Below are 22,065 nucleotides of genomic sequence, written 5' to 3' on the forward strand. Positions count from 1 at the left end.
TTGAATGAAAATGCACATAAAAGATTGGAAAATTGTACTTGTTGGCTGCCTGATCATCCTCTTATCACCCCTTTTTGGGCAAAAAAGCGATGACAATGCTACCGCACGCGCAGAAATAAAAGGCACTCCCCGGATCATCCATTATACCCGAAAGGACTTCAGTGGGGATCCACAAATATGGGCCATGTGCCAGGACAACGATGGCATCATGTACTTTGGCAACAATGACGGCACACTTATTTTTGATGGGGCCAGATGGCAAACAGTAAGCCTTCCCAACAACTCCTCAGTAAGAAGTCTCCTGCACACCACCGATGGACATGTCTATGCTGGTGGGTTTAATGAGTTTGGGAGGATTGAACGTGATGAGTATGGCCACTATTCCTATCATTCTCTCATAGACCAACTTAGCCCAGAAGACCGAAACCTCGAGAATATTTGGGCCATTCACGAAGTTCAGAATCACATCGTCTTTCGCAGTTTGTCAAGACTGGTTGCCATTTCCAACAATAAGGCATTCACCATCCCCTCCACAGGCTTTTACCACTCTGCGGTCATCAATGACAAACTGTATCTGGTCAATGGCGAAGGAGTGAAAACCCTGGATCTTCAAACACTTTCTTTCGAATCACTCGTTGCTCCTTCCCAATTCAATCAGGAAACCATCGTTGCCATGGTGGAGGGCACCGCAGAAAATCAAGTCATCCTTTTCACCAGATCGGGTGCTTCCTATACGATCGACCATGGATCAAAGAACATTCACTTCTTCAAAAGCTACTTCACAGGAAACTCTAACAACCAAATACTCTCTGCCATCAAATCGTCGGCCGGGCATTACTACCTCGGCACCCTCAGCTCACAAATCATGGTGCTGGATGAGCACGGAGACCCTGTACCACTGACTGAGAGCTTCATGGAGCTACAGGACAACACCGTCCTCAATCTCTCTGAAAGTTCAGAGGGTAACATTTGGGCACTCCTCAACAATGGCATTGACTGCATCAATATCTCCTCGCCCATCTCTGTATTGTTTGAAAATGCCTCCGTCTTTGACGCCATGATCAGAGGTGGCAAAATATACGCCGCCACCAATCAGGGTGTGTTTGTCTCACAGCGAATCGTCCAAAACCCTCATTTTGCAAGCATGGAGTTCAGAAAAATACCCGGTCTGGAGGGGCAGGCATGGAGTTTACTGAGCCTTCATGGCCAAATACTCTGCAGTCACAATGATGGTCTTTTTGTGATCGATGATAACAACATACTGAAGATTGAAGGCCTGGCGGGAGTGTGGAAAGTTATTCCCATAAGGGGGAAGGATAATCACTATTTTGTATGTACCTATACTGGTATTCACATGCTCAGATTTGAGAATGGTAAGTTTGAACTCCTCTACCGGGTAGATGGATTCAATGAGTCCAGCCGGGACATCATCCAGAGTGATGAAGAAAACACTTTTTGGGTTTGTCATGGCTACAAAGGGGTCTTCAAACTGCAATTTGATCGCAATTTCGAACGTGTGGTAGGTCTGGAGCACTTCCGTGAAAAGGGCTTGCCTTCCCCATTCAGCATCAATGTATTCAGGTGGAACGATCACATCGTATTCACCACCAATCAGGGAGTCTATACATTCAATGAAACCAGCAACCAGTTCGATCCGATGACCGAACTGAACGAGCGCTTCGGTACCGATGTGAACGTAAGAAAACTTCTGCAATACGAGGACAAAACCTGGTTTGTTCAGGATGATGAAGCAGGCTTCTTTCAGAGAGACAGTAAAAAACTTGAAAAGGGCCTGTTCTTAGAACTCAAGGGGACTTTCAACCGGAGCATGGAAAGCATACTCCCCATCAACACCAGCAATGTACTCATAGGCACCACCACCGGACTATATGCATACGACCTCTCCTTTCAGCAGCACGCTGACACCAAGAAAACGCTGATAACAGAAGTGAATTATCAAGATAACGGGGAGCGCACCAAGCGATCGCTGAAAGGTTCATCCGAGCAAATCCCTCACTCTGCCAGTGACCTCAGGTTTGAATTTTCGGCTCCTAAACTAAAAGACCAAACTCAGGTACAGTATAGCCACATGCTGGAAGGCATAGACGAGGACTGGTCTGACTGGAGCGTAGACCCATTTAAAAACTACTCTCAGCTTTTCCCGGGAAAATACACCTTCAAAGTGAAAGCGAGGAGTATGATCGGCGAAACCACATCGGAGTCCTCCTACCACTTCACCATTGCCCCTATCTGGTACATGACCCGCTGGGCCATAGGCGCATATGTCTTGATGATCCTCCTGATCATGATAGGATCCAGAAAGCTGGTGAAAAAGAAAATCGTGGTGGAGAAGGAGAAAACCAGGGAAGAGGAAAAGAAAAAACGAACGGTACTGGAACTGGAACTGGACCAGATGCGATTGGAGCGCGAAAAAGAAAGGATAGAACGCGACAAGAAAATACTCGAAGAAGATGTCATCTTCAAAAGCAAGGAGCTGGCCAACTACACCATGCTGCTGGTCAAAAAACGTGAACTGCTCACGGACCTACGTGAAGACCTGAAAGAACTCAAAGAAGTGGCGAAAAATGAGCGCTCGCGCAACATGCTGCGCAATCTGATACGCAAAATTGGTGTCAACCTGAATGACGAAGAACACATACATGTATTTGAAGCCAACTTCGAAAGGGTGCATGATGACTTCTTTCAGGAACTAAAAACCTACTTCCCTGATCTTACCTCTAAGGAATTGAGACTATGCGCCCTGGTGAAGATGAACCTAACCAATAAGGAAATAGCACCTATCCTGAATATTTCCCTCAGGGGGGTTGAAACCGCCCGGTATCGTCTGAGAAAACGCCTCAGTCTCGATCATGAGGAAAATATGGTAGAATTTCTGGAAAAACTGTCGCCCTAAACCTGGGTAACACTCATACGCACAGGGAGCGTCATGGTAAACACAACCCTATCGCCTTCATTTTTAGCCTCGATCCTTCCCTCGTGTTCTTTCACCGCACTAAAGGCAAAATACAACCCTAATCCCGGAGATACGCCATCATCTTTGGTGGTGTAAAATGGATCAAATATCCTGATCAGGTGATCTTCGGGAATGGCAGGTCCGTTGTTCTCAATCCGAACTTCCAGACTTTCCCCCTTCTGACAGGCCGCCACCCACACACATTTTTCATCCGATGAAGACTCCTTCGCAAAAAAGAAAGCATTCTCCAACACCGCCTTGAGGGCATGATGAATGCGATTGGGAAAACATTCTAAACTCACCGAATCCACCTTGGTGGAAAACCTCACCTCGGGATGACTGGTTCTGCTAAAGGCGATCAGCACATTGTCCACAATCTCGGTGAAATCCAGAACTTTAGGCTTGTGCTCCGTATAGGTGGCAATGATCAGTGCCTGAATGATCCGATTGATTTTAGAAATACTAAAATTAGACTCACGCAGCATAATATTGATGTCCTCCAATAGCTCCTCTTGATTTTCCGAATGGGCATTCATCACTTCAGCGAGGTTCTTTTCAATCACCTGAAGTCCACCGCTGAGTATATTGATGGGGTTGTTTAGCTCATGCGCTACCCCAGAGGCAAAAGAGCCTATAGAGGCCATCTTCTCAGACTGAATGAGTTGGTATTGTGTGCCCTTGAGGTCACTGATGATCTTCTTGAGGAGATCATTTTTTCGCTGGAGATCGTCATGCTGGGAGGATATTTGTGCATTAAGCACCTGTAGCTCCTGATTAAGTTTGTTTCTATTGGACAGGGAGCGGTAGGTAATCACCACCACCAAAAGCAGGATCGTCACACCCAAAATCAGGAAGATGATGTAAGACCGGGATTCGTACTGCCTGAGCTCATACACCTGATTTTCCTTCTCCAGCAGGTCGATGGCCATCTCCTTCTCCTGGAGCTCAAAGAGCTTCTGATAATTGGCCAACTGGGTGGTGAGGTTATTCTTGTAGTACGACTTGAGCTGCTCCACATATTTCCCCTGTTTTTGCACCGCGGCAGTATAGTCTCCTATCAGGGTATCTGCGATAATATTGGTTTCATAAAAATCCAGTGTCTTCTCCAAATGCGCCAGGTCCACGGTCAAAGAATCACGCTTACTCCGATACAGCCTACCCATCACTTCATTGCCCAGCTTCAGATATAGGGCGCTGATAAAATTGAAAACGAAATATTGAGAGGATGGAGTGAGTGATTGTAGGCCTTCGCGCTCCACCTGCAGGAGACCCGCCAGAGCTTCTCTGTACCTGGCTCTGGAAATATTGATGCCCGCCAGGTTGATCAGTGAACTGGCACCAACCTCTCCCGTTTGGGCATATTGTGCCACAGCCATATTGAGGTATTTCTCCGCTGAATCGAGTTGTTTTAGGTTAAAATAAACATAACCAATCCTGTGATTAATCTCTCTGATTTGCTTGAGATCCGTGGCATAGCCACTCGCCCCGAGGATAAAGTCGAGCGCCTTATCATACTCCTGCACCAGCGAATAAGTAAAGGAAATCTGCCGAAGCACGTCAGCCATTCCTGCTGAGTCTCCAGCCGCCCTATAATAGCGAAAGGACTGGTTCAGTTCCTCCAGCGCTTTGTCCGTAAAATCCATTTTGGCGTATTCCTTGCCGAGCAGAAAGGTATACCTGGCGAGAGCCAAAGTATCAGAATGTTCCTCTATCTGGCTATTCAATTCCAGAATCCGGCTTTCAATAGACTGATCCTCGCTGACTGCAAGGCTATCCGCAACTGACCGATTGATGTGCAATGGGCTTAATAGAATAGAAAACAGGAGTAGAATCATAAGGATCAATTACACCATTGGACATCCGTCTTAATCTAAAATAGGATGTTGGGGAAGAAAAACAAAGGAATAACCCACAGTTAAACGGAATAAATCAAAGAAGGACTAACTTATTTCCTTTCCTCTAATTCTCGGTAGAAAAAAGAGTACGGGTAGAAATACTTCGTGCCAAAGTGATTTCATCGGTATATTCCAACTCACCACCCACAGGGATGCCCCGGGCGATGGTGGATACCTTCACAGGCGTATCTCTGAGCATTTTAGCGATATAAAATGCGGTGGTGTCACCCTCCATGGTAGAGCTCAGAGCCAACACCACTTCCTTCACCGCAGCATCACTTTTGACTCTGTCCACCAGCGAATCGATCTTTACATTGTCTGGGCCAATGCCATCCATAGGGGATATTCGCCCACCTAACACATGGAAAAGTCCATTGTACTGACCGGTGTTTCTGATCGCCAACACATCAGGCGTATCCTCCACCACGCAAATCACTGAGGTGTCGCGCGACAGGGTCTTGCAGGTACACTCTTCAGTGTCAGCAATGATGTGACACGTACCACAATATTTGATGTTTTGCCGAAGGTTGGTCAGAGCCTCAGAAAGATTGGTGGTCTGTGCCTGCGGCTGCTTTAGCATATGCAAGGCCAGTCTGAGGGCAGTCTTTTTGCCTATCCCGGGAAGTTTCGAGATCTCCTCTACTGCCTGCTCCACGAGTTTTGAAGGGTACTCCATCATTCGATAGTAGCCGAAATACCAGCATCATTGATCCCCTCTTTCATTGGCTTCAACTCTCTGAATGATCCTTTTTTGACTGCACACTTCCCTTTAAAATGTATAATATAAGTGCACTGCTCTGCCTGATGTACCTCATGCTTACACACTTTGATCAGGGTGTTGATCACGTGATCGAAGGTATTGTGGTCGTCATTGTGAACAATCAGATCTTTGATATCGCCCTGACCAAGATCGGTCTCTACATCTACTAATTCCTCTATTTCCGGTGCGAACTCCATCTGTACCATAAGCTGCAAAATTAGTCTATGTGATTTATTTGCCACAATTTTGAGCACTTTCTTCACACATTTAGTCAGATAATCGTATGAGTCCGGTCTTTGTTGGTGGCATTATCCTTAGTTATTTCCTTCTCCTGATCGTTATTTCATGGCTCACCTCGAGAAATGCCACAGATAGTGATTTTTACAATGCCAACCGCCAATCACCGTGGTATCTGGTGGCTTTTGGCATGATTGGGGCTTCCTTATCCGGGGTTACTTTTATCTCCGTACCCGGTGAAGTAGGCAACAGCAACTTCTATTATTTCCAGGTGGTGATCGGGTATTTGCTTGGGTATTTTGTCATTGCCAAAGTTCTGCTGCCACTCTACTACCGACTCAACCTGGTTTCGATCTATTCCTATCTGGAGCAGCGTTTTGGGTTCTGGTCTTATAAGTCCGGAGCTTTTTTCTTTTTGCTGAGCAGGATCATCGGATCTTCCTTCAGACTCTTTCTGGTAGCCAGTGTGTTGCAAATCTCCTTTTTCGATGCATTCAATTTCCCCTTTTGGGTTTCTGTGCTGGTGACCATCGTACTTATCTGGCTCTATACCTTTCAGGGCGGCATCAAGACCATCGTATGGACAGATACTCTTCAGACCGCTTTCATGATTGCCTCGGTGGTCATCAGCATCGTATTTGTCACCAATGAACTTGATTGGAGTTTCAGCGAAATGATTGGTCACATTGCTGAGGATGAGCGAAGCAATATTTTCAACTGGGAGTGGCAGAGCGGACGCAACTTCTTCAAGCAGTTTTTTGCGGGAGCCTTTATAGCCATCGTAATGACTGGGCTGGATCAGGACATGATGCAGAAAAACCTGACCTGTCGTAGCCTTGGCGATGCACAAAAAAACATGTTTTGGTTTTGCATCATTCTGGTCATTGTTAATTTTCTTTTCCTTAGCATGGGGCTGCTGCTTTTCCAGTATTCAGAAGCCATTGGCGTATCCATACCCTCGAGAACAGACTTTCTCTTTCCTGAGCTGGCCATCAACCACTTCTCTACCCTTGGGGCTGTGGTATTTTTATTGGGGATCACCGCTGCAGCCTATTCCAGTGCCGACTCAGCCCTCACGGCACTGACTACCTCCTTTTGTGTGGACTTTTTAGGGTTTTCACCCAAAAATTACAGTCAAAAGAAGACCCTTAGAAAGCTGGTTCACCTGGGCTTCTCCTTTGTCTTGTTTCTGGTGATCCTCGTCTTTCAGGCCATCAATGACCAAAGTGTGATCACGGCGGTTTTTGTGGCTGCCGGGTATACCTACGGTCCGCTACTGGGGCTTTTTGCGCTTGGTATTTTCACTAAATATGACCTTAGGGATGAGTTGGTGCCAGTGATTTGTTTGCTCTCCCCAGTCATTTCTTACATCATCAACATCAATTCAGAGTCTTGGCTTGGTGGGTATAAGTTTGGTTTCGAAATCCTGATTTTGAACGGGCTACTCACATTTATCGGACTGCTCCTGATCAGGAAAAAAGGCTGACAATTCCCATCATCTCCAAAAAGTGGCCGGGTCTAGAGCTCAAGTTCTTTAGCCGGGTCCCAAAAGATGGATTTGAAATCAATGATTTTGTCATCCTTCACCATGATTCCCTCAGCCTCCAATAGCTGCTGCATGGCCTCCGGACCCCCGCTAAAAAAATGCTTTCCAGTGAGTAAACCTGCACGATTAACCACTCTATGGGCTGGCACGGAGTGATTTCCATGTGCCTGATTCATCGCCCAGCCTACCATGCGGGCGCTGCCCTTCACGCCCAGGTAATTGGCAATGGCGCCATAGGAAGTCACCCGACCTCTGGGGATCAGTTTTACGACCTCATATACATCTCCAAAGAAATTGGATTTAGAATCTTCCATAACTTAGTGGACTGAAGACAACATTAAAAACCTGAAAGTTATGAGCAAAAATGTATTAATCACGGGAGCAGCAGGAAATCTTGGCAGTGCTGTTTCGAAAAAACTGATCTCAGAGGGCTATTCAGTGATCGGGACCATAGTACCTGGCCATCGGGCACCTGAAAATGGTGTGGACTTTTACGAATGTGATCTCACCGATGAAAAAGCAACACAAGCCTTTTTCCAAACCCTCACGAAAAAATACCAAAAGATGGATGCCGTGATCATGCTGGTGGGTGGTTTTGCCATGGGCAACATCCAAGAGGCCAGTAGTGCAGACATGATGAAAATGCTCACACTCAATTATTTCACGGCGTTTCACTCCGCTCAAAACGCTATCAAATGGATGAATGAGGCGACGGGCGGCAAACTGATCTTCGTAGGAGCCAAACCCGCTGTGGAAGGGGGTGGCGCAGCTGTGCTGCCCTATGCCATCTCCAAAAGTGCAGTCATCAAACTTGCAGAAATCATCAATGAGGATAAAAACAACAAGAATATTCAGGCATCTGTCATCATTCCGAGCATCATAGATACCCCTCCAAACCGGGAAGGCATGCCGGATGCCAACTTTAACAACTGGGTGAAGCCCGAGGAAATCGCCGAGAATATTGCTTTTCTCATTTCAGACAAAGCGAATGTACTCCGTGACACGGTGCTGAAAATCTACAACAATTCCTAAACGCTATAAGCCACGCTGATCGCCGGAAAAGGTGGTGATCCTCACCTGACTGGCGGTAGCAGGTATGAGCACTCTTCTGGATCCCTGCGACAGGTAGGTGTGCCCATAGTACACCTCCTGGATACGCTTGCTCCCTGAGGCATCAAGGTACTCCACCCGGGCATCCGTAGGGTACAAAGTAATGACCTGTTGCCCACTGGTAGCCACCGAAAAAGCCTTTAACGGCCCCATGTTCTGGGCGGCCAGTATCTTCATATCTTCATCGCTGTTGATGACATACGTCAGGCTTTTGGCATCCTCCGGCACATAGACGCCACTCTGCCCCATGCCCGTTGGCCTAAAAGTGCCGTCGCCAGCTCCAAGCACGAGTAACCCTTTAAAGGCATCATACCGCCCCTGCAGCACTTCGTTGCCATAGTCGTTGCCCACCATCAGCACATCCAGATTTCCATCATTATTGAAATCCTCGGAGATCATACCATAAACAGGCGCCACCTGGCACTCCAGCGGCAGTGGAGTCATAGCAAAGCGCCCATCACCCAGGTTTTCCAAATAAGCAGACTCCATGTAGTTGGCATGATATGCAGTAGCCCCCGACAACTGCTCCGTCGAAAAAATATCTGCAATACCCGCCCTTGCAAAATCTGCATGCATCCTGAAATCCGCCTTTATTTTGGTCATTTGCTTGATCATATCTCCGCGTCCAAAAAACGGAAACTCCTTAAGCTTCCCCTGCTCATCCGGAAGAAAAACTGTCGGCACTGCATCCAGCCCTTCATTGTGATCAAAATCTGAAGCATAGATGCCAATTGGCGTTTCTGTAGATGCCCTATTGATGGTATTGAGTCCCAGATTTCCAGCCACATAATCTACATCTCCATCTCCATCAAAATCTCCTGAGCTGAGGCTGTTCCACCAGCCCACGTTTTCACCCACACCAGAAGTGGTGGTCACATTGCGGAAGGTTCCCTTTGTGTTTTGTAAAAAACTAATGGGCATCCATTCCCCAGCAAGGATCAGATCGGTGCTCCCATCATTGTCAAAATCGGTCCATAAGGCATCCGTCACCATCCCAAAATCCTCCATCAGCGCCGAGGCCTCCTCGTCAATGACGAATTCTATATGCTCCCTATCTGATTCATTCCTGAGAAAATAACTACTTGCTGGCAGCGGATAATGCAGTGGCACTTGCCTGCCACCGATGAATAAATCCAAATCCCCATCCTGATCATAGTCGGCAGCCCTCACACATGACCCACTGGCCAAAAATGGTGGCAACGCCCCCTTATTCAAAACAAACCGTCCGTCACGGTTCTCATAAAATCGATCCTGATAACTGGAATCCTCGGGTGACAGCTCATAGCTGCCGTGTACCAGGTAGAGGTCAAGATCACCATCCGTATCCGCATCAAACAGTAAGGCGCCCAGTTCTTCCCCTTTGTTTTTATTATTTATCTCTGGAAGCAAGTCTTGCTTGATGAAAGTTCCCTCCGGCTGCTGAATCAGAAAAGTCCCTTTTTTGAAACGTGAACCACTCATGTACACATCATCAAGCCCATCACCATTCACGTCACCCACGGCCATGCCGGGCCCATACTGAGAGAGTTTGTGAGGCAAAAGCGGCTGCACATTGAAGTCAATGAATTCCTCTTCTTCATGGACATATCCAGCCACAACGTCATCTGGTAAAGCCTCAAAATATTGAACTGAACCTGCTTCTCTCACTGGCTGCCTCCTCTTCGCATTTTCGCTGTCCAAAGTAATGTTCTCATTGACCGATACGTTGGAGAGGGCCTCTACTTCACCTGAGGGCCAGTACACCACCACGGAATCCACTCTGGCAGACTGTCCTAGACCAAAAACCAGTGTAGGATCATTACTGGAGAGGTATCCACGGTATGGACTGTGGTCCCAGTAAAGGGTGTTCCCTCCATGATAAACTTTCAGTTGCGCCCCTATTCCTCCCGGGTTCAGACCTCTTCCCTTCAGTCTTATTCGGATCCAGTTATTAGGACTTTCCTTTTTTCGATTACTCAAATTCTCGTAAATAGAAGCCGGATCATTGATGTTATTGACCACATAGTCAAGGTCACCGTCGTTGTCCAAATCTCCATAAGCCGCTCCATTGGAAAAGGACGGCTCGCTAATGCCCCAGGCAGTAGTGACATCTTCAAACTGCACACCGTTGATATTGCGATAAGCATAATTTCGAATCTTCACTGAGGGTATTCTCGCCAAAAGCATAGATTTTTTGGCATAGCGGCCCACTTCTACATTATAATCTGAAAAATCCCGATCAGTGATGTCTTTAGGAAAGCCATTGGTAATGATTAAATCCCTGTACCCATCATTGTCAAAGTCGGCCACCAAAGGTGCCCAGCTCCAGTCTGTAGATGACACCCCCGCAAGGAGTGCCACATCCCCGAAAGTAGGCTCACCTGTGACCGGACTAATGCCCTGATTAAGCTGTACAGTGTTTCTGACGCATTGATATTGATAATCATACTTTTCATTGTTGATGTATCCGGTGTAATTATTGTTCATCAACATGGTCTTTTTTCGGAAGTTATCCTCCGGAAGCATATCCACGGCGACTATATCCGGGTAGCCATCATTGTTGAGGTCTACCACATCATTGCCCATAGCCGAATAGCTGGTATGCGGCAGAAAGGCTTTGGATCGGTTGGTAAAAGTGCCATCCTGATTGTTGATATAAACAAGGTCCTGTGTGAGGTAGTCGTTGGTCACATAGATATCACTCCAGCCATCACCGTTGATGTCGGAGACATTCACTCCCAGGCTGTAGCCTTCATAAATGATACCAGCCTCTTTGGATACCTCTGTAAAAACCGGATGACTCAGGCTGTCGTTCCAGTCATTTCTGAAAAGCTTATCCACCCTGTCCAGTGCTTCTGTGTGGCTTTTCTTGTACACATTGGGGGTCATTATTGGGTCCATCTTATTGATGGCCAGGTAAACATCCAGGTCTCCATCTTTGTCATAATCCAAAAAAGCGGCCACTGTGGTATGGCTGTTGTCCGCTAATCCATAAGCCTCGGCCTGATCCTCAAAAACCGGAATCCCTTCCTCAAGACCCTGATGAATAAAGAGCATGTTTTTCCTTTTCTGGGGATCAGAGTAGACGGTAGCACAGACATAAATGTCCAACCAGCCATCCGCATTTACATCTACCACCGCTACTCCCGAGCTCCATTTGTCCGGAGCTCCCACACCTGCTTTGGTGGTAATATCCATAAAAGTCATTCCGCCCTGATTAAGGAAGAGTCTATTGGGAACCATATTCCCAGTGAAAAACACATCCGAAAGCCCATCATTATTAAAATCGGCCAGCGCAACACCCCCTCCGTTGTAGACATATTCAAAGTCAAGGATATTGAAGCTATCGTTTTCTGTGATCTCGTTATTGAAATTGACATGAGTGAGGTCCATTGGTAGCGACTTGAAGGCGGTCTTTTCCTCACAAGAAACAAGGCACAAAAAGCTAAAAGTGGCGAAAAGCCAGGAATTAAGAATTTTTTGGTTGGTTCTTCTCATACTATTGAGATCATTTAGATTTTGGTGAAATGGTCAACTGATCACATTTTGATGTCCCAGTATCCACTATTCTGTTTCGCGTTTAGTCTGTGAGAAAAGCAAGGCCTTCTGATTATTTCTGGCTACCAAAATGGCCTTTTGCCCGTCGATATCCAGCAACGAGGCATCCCGCACTTCTCCATTGACCGTGATACCACTTTGAGCATTGGTCACGTAAGTAAAGGCCCTATTGCCTTCGCCTTTGAGGAATACCCCTTTATTGGCAGACTGAAAACCCACTTCCGGTTTCAAACCATGAAAGTTGCCCAACAGCAAGAGATCTTTGATTCCATCATTGTCCATATCATCTGCCACGATGGCATAAATGGGCGCCACCTGTGCTTCCAGAGGAAGCGTCTCCAACTGGTAATCGCCATCATTGCTCCAAAGCACGGCACTCTGAAGTAAGGATACCGAATAGGACGCAGCTTCCGCCCGCTGCTGCTCATCGAACAACGTTTCATAAGTGCTGCCAGCATACTGCTCATAGGTAACTGCCTTTTTCTTAATACCGGGTATTTGGCCCGTGATGTCCATTTTGGAGGCAAAAGGATATGATTGGTCTTCTACCTGTGGGTACCAGTTGAGGATAAACTCCGACTTTCCATTTTTGTCAAAATCATTCACAAACATGGTCAATGGCTTTTCTACGCTGGCCTTAAACTTGGTATTCAGCCCCCAATTGCCCAATACATAATCATCCATACCATCACAATCCAGGTCTACGGCCTCTATGCGGTTCCACCAGCCGTTGGTCCCTGGAATGGCATAAGCCTCCTCAAGCCCCTGGCCATTATTGAGGTAAACAGACACGGGTAGCCACTCTCCCACCACGATCAGGTCTTTGCGATCATCTCCATTGAAGTCACTCCAGACAGCATCGGTCACCATGCCAGCTCCACCCAAACTCTGAGGCTCCACGTTGGTCCAAAGACCGTTATCATTTCGGAACAGAAAACTTCTGGGAATTAGTCCATAATTACCCGGGATCACGCGTCCCCCAACAAACAAATCCTGATCTCCATCCTGATCAAAGTCTTCCGCCAGAATACATGAAAAATTACCAATGGCCCGCGGGGCTCTTTCTACTGATCGATTGAACACCCCATGCCCATTGTTATCGTAGTACCTCAGCACATGTGCGTCAAGTCCACGGTTAAATTCATTCCCTCCAGAGCCTATCAGGAGGTCCAGATCACCATCCTGATCTAAATCAAACAATACTCCGCAGGTACTCTCAAAAATGGAATCTCTCAGTAAGGACCCTTGTGGCTTCTGCTTGAACCGGCCGTTGGATTCTTGTAAGAAGACCTTATCGGAATCTCCAAATGCCCCGAGGAGTATGAAGTCATCTTTCCCATCTCCATCAACATCTCCCTCGATCACCCTTGGTCCCTGAGTAGATAGCTTTCTGGGAAGCAGACGCTCATGGTTGAAGTCATTAAAATCATTCTCCTTATGTCGGTAATTACCCTCCAAAGTGGTCTGTGCTACTTCGCTGTAAAGAGACTGAGCACCTGGCTCGGTCTGTCGGAACGTGTCTTCCGCATCCGGGTAACTCAGCGGGAGTACCGTATTCACGGCAAGGTCTCGTACGGTTTGTCTTTTCAGGTCTGGCCAAACGACCTCCAATGAATCCAGCCGCTGAAGGGACCCCAAACCAAAATTAACTACCGGCTCCACGGAGCTCTGAAATCCCCGGGAAGTAAAATTCTCCAATCTTTGTCGCTTGTCACCGGAATAGACTGTGACCCGAGCTCCAATGCCAAAAGGGTTCTTTTCCGGGCCTTGAAACTTCACTTTGAGGTAGGCATGACCGAAAAGCGTATCTGTCTGGTTTTGATAAATGGAGGCAGGTGCATTGATGTTGTTCACTATCAGGTCCAGGTCTCCGTCATTGTCCAGATCGGCATATGCCGAGCCATTGCTAAATGAGGGGATCCCCAAGCCAAGTGAGTCCGCCTGGTTGATAAATGTGCGATTGCGCTGATTGATGTAGGCGTAATTCGAAATTTTGGTGGACGGCAGATAAGCCAACAAATCGTTAACGTCGAGTTTTCCCTCTTTCTGAACAATCTTTTTGATGTTTTCCCTGTCGGAAGCAAAGCTGGCAAAATCCATTGAGGTGATGTCCCGGAGTATTCCATTACTGACAAATATGTCTTTCCAGCCATCATTGTCCATATCGAAGATCAGGGCACCCCAGCTCCAGTCACTGGCCTCTGTATTTGCCAAAGCGGCCAACTCCTGAAAATTCCCATTTCCATCATTGAAATGGAGACAATTTTGCAATACCTGAATGTGATAATCTGCTCTTACTTTTAGCTCCTTCACATTGGTTTCGTCAAACCTGGTCATGGTTTTTAGTCGTTGATTGTCCGGCGGAAGCATTTCTGTGGTAAATATTTCTGGAAATCCATCATTGTTTAGGTCCGCCACATCTGCACCCATACTGGAGCCAGATACCACATCGGTGCGGGAGACAATCTCCTCAGAAAAGGTACCATCCCCCACGTTGAGATAGAGGTAATCCCTTTCCCAAAAATCATTGGCAATGTAGAGGTCGGGCCGCATGTCGCCGTTCAGATCACTGACGGACACTCCAAGTCCAAAGCCCACTGCTCCTCCATAGATACCGGCTTCTGCACTGATGTCTGTAAATAGACCATTGTCATTTCTGAGAAGCTTATCACCCCCAAGGGTATCCCGCAACTCTCTGCGCTGGGTGAAAAGCTCCACCCTGTCGATCGATTTGAAGCTATTGTTCAGCAAATAACAATCAAGGTCACCATCCCCGTCAAAATCAAAAAATGAAGCGTGTGTAGAGTACCCATGATCATCCAGGCCAAAGACAGCAGCCGATTCTACAAAGGTGAGGTCGCCCTGATTGATAAATAATTCATTCGTTTTATTGGAGCCTTCCAGGTCTCCGGAGTTGCACACATAAATATCCAGCCAACCATCTCCGTTTACATCGGCCATGGTGACGCCCGTGCTCCAACTTCTGGTGCCTTGCACACCGGCCTTCTCCGTAATATCTTCAAAACTCCAGTTCCCTGTGTTGAGGTAGAGTTTGTTGGCTGCCATATTCGCAGTAAAGTAAATATCCGGCCATCCGTCATTATTCAAATCCCCGATAGCCACTCCTCCTCCGTTGTAGAAATTCCGGTAATTGAAAATATTGAAGTCTTCCTGATCCCGTACCTCATTGACAAAAGAAACGCCTGTATGATCCATTGACATTTCCTTAAACAGGAGTCCCTGATCCGGAGAATCTGGCCCACAGGCCATCACCAAAAGTGACAATACAATCAGAGGTGAGGTAAAAAATTTTGTGCAGGTCATTTAACTTAATTTAGTCTGTATTCCAACTCAGGTAATCCTTAGGACAGAAAAGTGTAAAACAAAAGGCAGATGATTGAGATCTGCCTTTTGGTTAATGAAAATACAATAGTGGTCCTGATTACCAACCAGTATTCTGTTTCAGAATTTGCTCACCGTTTCGGGTATTCGCATTGATCTGAATGGTAGGAATAGGATACCATCTGTGTCTTGCTTCATAGGTAGCAGCATCAGCATAATAACTTCTGGTTTTCGCTGCGTATTCGGTGTATTTGTTCAATACCTCCGCGGCAATCCCCCACCTTCTCAGGTCAAAGAAGCGATGACCTTCGAGGGCCAATTCAAGTCGTCTCTCCCACCTTACAGCGTTCATAGCAAATTCAGAACCATTGGAAGCAAAAGTGCCAGCCGGATAAGGCTGTACGTCATAGTTGGCCCACTCAATACCCGGATCATTGATATCATCCGTGATGACTGTAGCACCACCTCCATCTACAAATGGTCCCTGTGCGCAGTTACCTGCACGTTCCCTGATGGCATTCACCAGGTCCTCCGCAGCGGATAGATTGCCCAGTATGACTTCAGCTTCAGCCAAAAGCAACATGGCATCAGCCAGTCTGATAATAGAAAAGTTGATACCATTGTAAGCATTATTATTCCATCCACCTGTTGAAACCGGATCAGCCTTGTAATGGGTGAACTTCTTGGGGCTATATGGCCCCGAAAAAGCTCTGTCCCTGATCCAAGATGCATCATGAATGTCCCAATCCCAGTAAGGTACGTTGTCTCTTCCAATGGTCAAGTCAATACGTGGATCAACCGCATCAGTAGACGGATCAAGTTCAGAATCATTATAGTTGTCAAACATCGGTAATCCATTGGCATCTACCTTGTAGGCATTCACCAAATCCTGAGACGGCTGATGAAATCCGCAACATCCAAAGCTGGATCCAGCAGGGAACGCGAGCTGATTCAGCCAGTTGGCATTTCTAGAGTTGCCACCATCATTGATAGACGACTGCACACTGAAAATCATCGCAGGATTATTCTCAGTAGATGTATGGAACATATCCTTGAAGCATGGTGTCAACGACCTAGAAGCCACCACGGGATCCAAATTATCCTTGGCACTAGAGGCATCCGCTGCACTGCCTGATTCTCCGTACTTATACATATAGAATTTGCCAAGCATAGCACGGGCAGCGTCTTTGGTAGCCCGACCGGCATCATCTTGAGTAGCAGGCAGTAAATTGACAGCTGCGGTCATATCCGCAATGGCATCTCCCAGCGGGTCCACACCCTCGTTTGACTTCACAAAGTCCTCATCTGCTTCCGTGAAATAAGGCACATTTCCCCACACTTTGTATAATTCAAAATGATAGTAAGCTCTCAGAAAACGAGTCTGACCTTCCAAATTATCTCTTACTGCATCGGGAAGATCTGCACCACCGAGCAAACGAATCGTTGAATTCGCTCTTACAACTCCTTCGTATGAACTCACCCATTTGTCATTCATAATGGAGTTGCCAGCTGACCACTGATAAATCTCCAGCTGAGTCATTTCCGCAAAGTCAGTTTGCTCTGAACCTTTATAGGCATCATCAGAAGGCACACTTCCAAAAATCCAGTTTTGAGGATTCGCTGACCATGTGTTCGCTCCATCGATATTCATGCCATCCAGCAGGGCGTAAGCGCCTACCAGGGCAGCATTGATACCTTCTTCATTCTGAAGATTGGACTCCCCCAAAAAACCCTTGGGTTCTTCTTCTAAAAATGATTCGCCACAAGCTCCAAGAAGACTCGCGATAGTCAGGAAAAGAATACTTTTTATAATTGATTTTTTCATCTCTTTATTATTTATCATAAATGATTAAAAAGCAGCATTTACACCAATCATGAAGATTTTGGATGCAGGATAGTTACCCAGGTCATAACCTGTCCATCCATCATTCTGCAATCTTCCGTCTACTGCGGTACCAATGTTAGCATTGGATAGTGCAGGATCTATGCCGCTATAACCCGTAATGGTAAATGCATTTTGAGCTTGCACGTAAACTCTCAAGCTGGAGATGCTGGAGATGCCAGCCGTAGGAATGGTATATCCCAGCGTAATGTTCTGAGCCCTCAGGTAAGAACCATCCTCCACATAGAAATCACTCGACTGACTAGCGAAGGTGTCTCCCCCGTCAAGCTTTGGAAGTGAAGCGTTTCTGTTGTTCTCTGTCCAGGTATCTGTCAATACATCTTTACTCATGTTGGAATTGAACTGACCAAAGTGAGTAAACAGCTTGTTGTAGTTGTAGATATCATTTCCAATAGAAGCAAATAACATCACCGAGAAATCAAATCCTTTATAGTCTAGTCCAAGGTTCAATCCCATGGTCAGGTCCGGATGTGGATTGCCAATGACCCCAAGGTCATCACCATTGATCACACCATCACCATTCAGATCCTTTCTTCTAAACCTACCAATGGCTGCTCCTGCCTGATCCAATGCTGCTACATCTGCGGCATCCTGGAAAAATCCATCGTTGGTATAACCATAAAAGCTGGAAATAGGAGAACCTACCTGCCATACATTCACCTCACCAAATCGTTTGTCAATACCCGCAGGGAAAATGGCACTAGCCTCACCATCTAACTTAACGATTTCATTTTTGTAGTGAGACAGATTAAGGAAAGCATTGAACCCAAGGTCTCCTGAAAATCGCTCTCTGTAACCAAGACCCAAATCCCAGCCGGTGTTTCTCATGGAGGCCACATTTCTGAATGAGGCCTGAGAGTTACCTGCAGAACCAGCATTAGTTGGGTCAAAAATCAGGTCATTGATATCTCTTTGATACACATCAAATACTACACTGACCTTCCCATCAATAAGGGAGGCATCCAATCCAATATTCATTGATTCATTCTCTTCCCACTTGGTATCTGGATTACCATATCTATAAAGGGTAAATCCGGGCGTCATAGAGCCTCCAGTACCACCAAGATCGTATCCAGCATCACTTGGACTTCTACCACCGTATCTATCATATGCATTGTATGACACAGGGATGTTCTGATTACCTGTAATACCCCAGCCTCCTCTGACTTTCAAGTCATCTATGAATGAGATACCACTCATGAAAGACTCTTCGGAAACTCTCCAGCCAACACTGACGGCAGGAAACACTCCGAATCTATTGTCTCCCAAAAACTCAGAAGTCCCATCTCTTCTCACAACTCCGCTGACCAGATATTTGTCTTTGTAGGAGTAATCAACCTGACCAAAGACAGAGGAGAGTGCTACCACACGCTCCTGGCTACCAATAGAACTGAAGGTAGAGTAGCTGAGATTTAGAAATCTCACATTAGGATCAATGAATGCAAGATCATTCACCTGACCGTTAATTTGCTTAAATTGGTTTTTGACCCCTTCCTGGCCCGCCAACAATTTCAGAGAGTGATCATCCCCAAACTTCTTGTTGTACTCCAAAGTATTGGTCCATACCCAGTTTAGATAAGTCTGGTGCGTCTCCTGGTAACTGTTGCTGCTATTGACTTCTCTGTCTTCATATCTTGGGAAGTTGGCACTTGGCTGAAAATTCTGTCTGAAATCCACACTAAAGCTGGACCGTACTTTTAGTCCTTCTATCAGCTCGTACTCTCCAAAAATGTTGGTCAATACTCTGAAATCCGTGCCAATATCGTGTTTATTATTTTTAGCAAATGCTACAGGGTTTTTTCCATTTGAGAATCCGTTGGTTTTACCTCCAGCGTAGTTTCCAGCCACGTCATAGACGGGGACAATGGTATTCATCAAAAGAGTCTGAGTGACCGTATTCTGCTCGTTTTGGTTTCCTCCCTGCTGGTCCACAGTCTCTGAACGAGCGACGGAAAGCGACTCACCAAAAGTGAATTTACCAGAGTTCACTCGGCTATTCAATCTGGCTGAAAGCCTTTCAAATCCGGTATTGATCATGGTACCATCTTGCTTAAGGTATCCTACAGAAGAGCTAAAAGTTGCATTCTCAGAACCCCCTGAAATACCAAAATGATGCTCAGTGATTAAAGCAGGGTCAAAAACGGCATCCCACCAATCTGTTCCATCCTTATTGGATCTCATGATGAGATTATCTGGGAAAGAATAGCTAGCTTCATTTGGGTTAGCAGGAATCAGGAAGTCATCATCTGCATTGTCGGGCGTACCATTATCACTCGTAGCCACAGGGAAGAAATAATCCGGAATGACTGGATTGTTAGGATCTCCTCCATAATAATTGGTCAAAGCAGGATTCTTGGCAATTTGTATCCGCGCGTAATCCACAGGATCTTTGATCAGGATATCGTTGTAACCTCCCACGGGATTCTGCACACCAGCATATCCATCGTACGTCACTTTAATTTTCCCTGGTTTTCCCTGCTTGGTGGTGATGATAATCACCCCGGCATTGGCTCTCGATCCATAGATAGAGGAAGCAGAAGCATCTTTAAGTATTTGCATACTCTCAATGTCATTTGGGTTCAAACCATTCATGGCTTTGTCTCCCTGGATCTGCACTCCGTCCACAATGATCAATGGATCACTACTCCCAAAGGAGCTAATCCCTCTGATTCGTATGTTGGTGCCACCCCCTGGAGAACCCGAGTTGGAAACAGTCACCCCAGTGGCTCTACCTGCAAGTTTTTGGGAAAAACTTGGTGCTTTGATGGCATTAAGAGCCTCAGCGTCCACTACCGTCACCGCACCAGTGATATCTGCTTTACGCTGTGAGGTATAACCTGTCACTACTACCTCAGCCAGAGACTGCACGTCATAGTTCATGGCAACATCGATGGTGGTTCGTCCATTGATGGCCACTTCCTGAGTAAGGAAACCAACGGAAGAAAAAACCAGTGCATCGGCATCCGAAACGGCCAGTTTGTATGCGCCGTTAAGGTCTGTTACCGTACCGGTGGCCGTACCCTTGATGAGCACTGTCACGCCCGGCAGCTCCGCTCCATCTTCATCAGTGACAGTCCCAGAGACTGTAAATTCCTGCCTTGTGAGGTAGTTTTCCTCCACACTCACATTTTTGGCCTGGCTACGGTTTACATGGATATTATCGTTGATTCGCTTGAAGCGTAAATCTGTAAGACCAGAAAGGTCCTCTAGTATCTCTCCCACACTCTTATTGCGTCGGTTGAGAGTGACTTTATTCGCATCGATATTCTCGTCGTTGTAGGTAAAGAGGAAATCGGTCTTTTCCTCCAGTTGCTTGAACACCTCAATGACTGACACATCCTTGGCATGAATAGATACCTTGATCTCGTAAACGCTCTTGTTTTGAGCACTGGTTTCTTCTGCATACAAAAATGTCGCAAAAATCACCTGAAGAAAAAGTACTTGAAAAAGGAGTTTAGACATGGTTAGAATTTCCCTTAGTAAATTGTTTTTCATATTTTTAACTGTTTTTAGTTAAGTAAAAATTGACTGCTAAAAACCGCCCTTGCCCACTGAGTTCCCCAACTTGTGTTAGGCAAGGGTTTGTTTTTTTAGGTTTTGTTAGATTGGTTAGTTGCGTTTTACTTTTTTTCTCTCATAGATTAAGATGGTTTTATGGTTCATTTCATAGTTAAAATTCGACGTATAGCTTAACCCCTCGAGGATCAACTCGAGCGATTTTTGTTTATATTCTCCACTGTATTTACCAGCAAGTCTGGTTCCTTCTGCCACTTCAAAAGTCACTCCATACCATTTCTCCAGCTGACCGAAAATCGTCAGTAAATCTTCGTTTTCGAACAATAAAGTGCCATGTGTCCAGGCCATTGATTTTCTCTGATCGAACCGCTGACGCCTCAGGTCATTGCTCTCTTTATCATAGACGCCCATTTCGTTGGGAAGTAAAATGGTGGATCTGCCTGTTTCGGTCTGCACCTCCACCTTACCAGTCAGTACAGACACGCTAGCCTCTGTCTCTTCTTCGAAATGCTTCAGGTTGAAGGAGGTTCCCAACACGCGGGTGGTAAAGGCACCGGATTCAATGACAAAAGGTCTTTCCGGATTATGAGCCACATCGAAGAAGCCCTCACCCTCAAACTTGATCAGCCTCAGGTTAGGCCCGAATCCTTCAGGATATTTGATTGTACTACCCGAGTTCAACATCACTCTCGTGCCATCTGGCAATTGCACGGTCTTTTTCTGCCCATACTCCGTGGCTGCAACTTTCCAAACCAATGAAGGCTCGTTGGCGGGTACTGAGTCATTGTAATTGAGATAAAAAATCAAGGAGAATCCTAGTAAGAACAGAAGGGAGGCCGCTACCCGATAAGAATGCCTCAGCACAAAATTACTCACTGACCTGATCGCTCCGTGTGGTGCCTTATGCTGGAGAATTCGCTCCATCAGGATAGAATATTCATCCGACTTCATCGAGTGCTCCTGCTTATAGTGGATAGATTTGACCAACTCACGAGCCATCTCCACATCGCTCACCTTCTCAGGGTGTCGCTTTAGCCAATTACTCCAGAAATGATCCGCTTCCGGGTGCTGATGTATCACCCAGTCCACGAAAAACTCATTTTGGAGAAAGTCTCCTACCTCAAATTCTTTAAAATCCATCAACGGTTTTTGATCAACACTATAAGTAAAAGACCTTTTCGAGGTAAATGACCATAGCTAATTGGAATAAATGTGTTTTTGACAAAATATTATTCCATATTTTGT

Annotated in this window: 12 protein-coding genes; 3 read left to right on the forward strand and 9 right to left on the reverse strand. The window is 46.1% G+C overall.

Translation table 11 applies throughout. From position 1 onward, the window contains the following. Positions 1–10 precede the first annotated feature (10 nt). A complete protein-coding gene (locus ACHKAR_RS16260; RefSeq protein ID WP_395418463.1) occupies positions 11–2,914 on the forward strand; it encodes a triple tyrosine motif-containing protein in 2,904 nt (967 codons plus the stop codon). On the opposite strand, the gene ACHKAR_RS16265 is transcribed toward ACHKAR_RS16260, so the two are convergent. The 3 genes from ACHKAR_RS16265 to ACHKAR_RS16275 form a co-directional block, all read right to left on the reverse strand. Then, on the reverse strand, positions 2,911–4,809 hold the full coding sequence (locus tag ACHKAR_RS16265) for an ATP-binding protein (protein ID WP_395418464.1): 1,899 nt from the start codon (positions 4,807–4,809) through the stop codon (positions 2,911–2,913). The genes ACHKAR_RS16260 and ACHKAR_RS16265 overlap by 4 nt on opposite strands. Positions 4,810–4,933: 124 nt before the next feature. Further along, positions 4,934–5,545 carry a recombination mediator RecR gene (recR, locus tag ACHKAR_RS16270; RefSeq protein WP_395418814.1) on the reverse strand — a complete coding sequence of 204 codons (612 nt, stop codon included), beginning with the start codon at positions 5,543–5,545 and terminating at the stop codon, positions 4,934–4,936. Further along, positions 5,545–5,826 (reverse strand): ATP-dependent Clp protease adaptor ClpS, encoded by a 282-nt coding sequence (locus ACHKAR_RS16275; RefSeq protein ID WP_159583818.1) that lies wholly within the window; start codon positions 5,824–5,826, stop codon positions 5,545–5,547. The genes recR and ACHKAR_RS16275 overlap by 1 nt, the downstream gene beginning before the upstream one ends. Positions 5,827–5,912: 86 nt before the next feature. On the opposite strand from ACHKAR_RS16275, the gene ACHKAR_RS16280 reads away from it, so the two are divergent. Beyond that, positions 5,913–7,352, forward strand: a complete 1,440-nt coding sequence (locus ACHKAR_RS16280; RefSeq protein WP_395418465.1) for a sodium:solute symporter — start codon at positions 5,913–5,915, stop codon at positions 7,350–7,352. Between the two features lie 32 nt (positions 7,353–7,384). On the opposite strand, the gene ACHKAR_RS16285 is transcribed toward ACHKAR_RS16280, so the two are convergent. Next, positions 7,385–7,726: an MGMT family protein gene (locus tag ACHKAR_RS16285; protein WP_395418467.1), complete on the reverse strand. Its 342-nt coding sequence runs from the start codon at positions 7,724–7,726 to the stop codon at positions 7,385–7,387. 40 nt (positions 7,727–7,766) lie between these two features. Between ACHKAR_RS16285 and ACHKAR_RS16290 the strand changes: the two genes are divergently transcribed. Continuing rightward, positions 7,767–8,444 (forward strand): SDR family NAD(P)-dependent oxidoreductase, encoded by a 678-nt coding sequence (locus ACHKAR_RS16290; RefSeq protein WP_395418469.1) that lies wholly within the window; start codon positions 7,767–7,769, stop codon positions 8,442–8,444. A gap of 3 nt (positions 8,445–8,447) precedes the next feature. Here the strand turns inward: ACHKAR_RS16290 and ACHKAR_RS16295 are convergent, their stop codons facing one another. The 5 genes from ACHKAR_RS16295 to ACHKAR_RS16315 all read right to left on the reverse strand — a co-directional run bounded on the left by ACHKAR_RS16295 (position 8,448) and on the right by ACHKAR_RS16315 (position 21,960). Further along, positions 8,448–11,999: a VCBS repeat-containing protein gene (locus tag ACHKAR_RS16295; RefSeq protein WP_395418470.1), complete on the reverse strand. Its 3,552-nt coding sequence runs from the start codon at positions 11,997–11,999 to the stop codon at positions 8,448–8,450. 66 nt (positions 12,000–12,065) lie between these two features. Continuing rightward, positions 12,066–15,383 (reverse strand): VCBS repeat-containing protein, encoded by a 3,318-nt coding sequence (locus ACHKAR_RS16300; protein ID WP_395418472.1) that lies wholly within the window; start codon positions 15,381–15,383, stop codon positions 12,066–12,068. Between the two features lie 118 nt (positions 15,384–15,501). After that, positions 15,502–17,226, reverse strand: a complete 1,725-nt coding sequence (locus tag ACHKAR_RS16305) for a RagB/SusD family nutrient uptake outer membrane protein (RefSeq protein WP_395418474.1) — start codon at positions 17,224–17,226, stop codon at positions 15,502–15,504. A gap of 24 nt (positions 17,227–17,250) precedes the next feature. Then, positions 17,251–20,799, reverse strand: a complete 3,549-nt coding sequence (locus ACHKAR_RS16310; protein WP_395418475.1) for a SusC/RagA family TonB-linked outer membrane protein — start codon at positions 20,797–20,799, stop codon at positions 17,251–17,253. 114 nt (positions 20,800–20,913) lie between these two features. After that, positions 20,914–21,960 (reverse strand): FecR family protein, encoded by a 1,047-nt coding sequence (locus tag ACHKAR_RS16315; protein ID WP_395418476.1) that lies wholly within the window; start codon positions 21,958–21,960, stop codon positions 20,914–20,916. Between the last annotated feature and the right edge of the window lie 105 nt (positions 21,961–22,065).

This window comes from Marinoscillum luteum (assembly GCF_044005705.1).
GTDB lineage: Bacteria > Bacteroidota > Bacteroidia > Cytophagales > Cyclobacteriaceae > Marinoscillum > Marinoscillum luteum.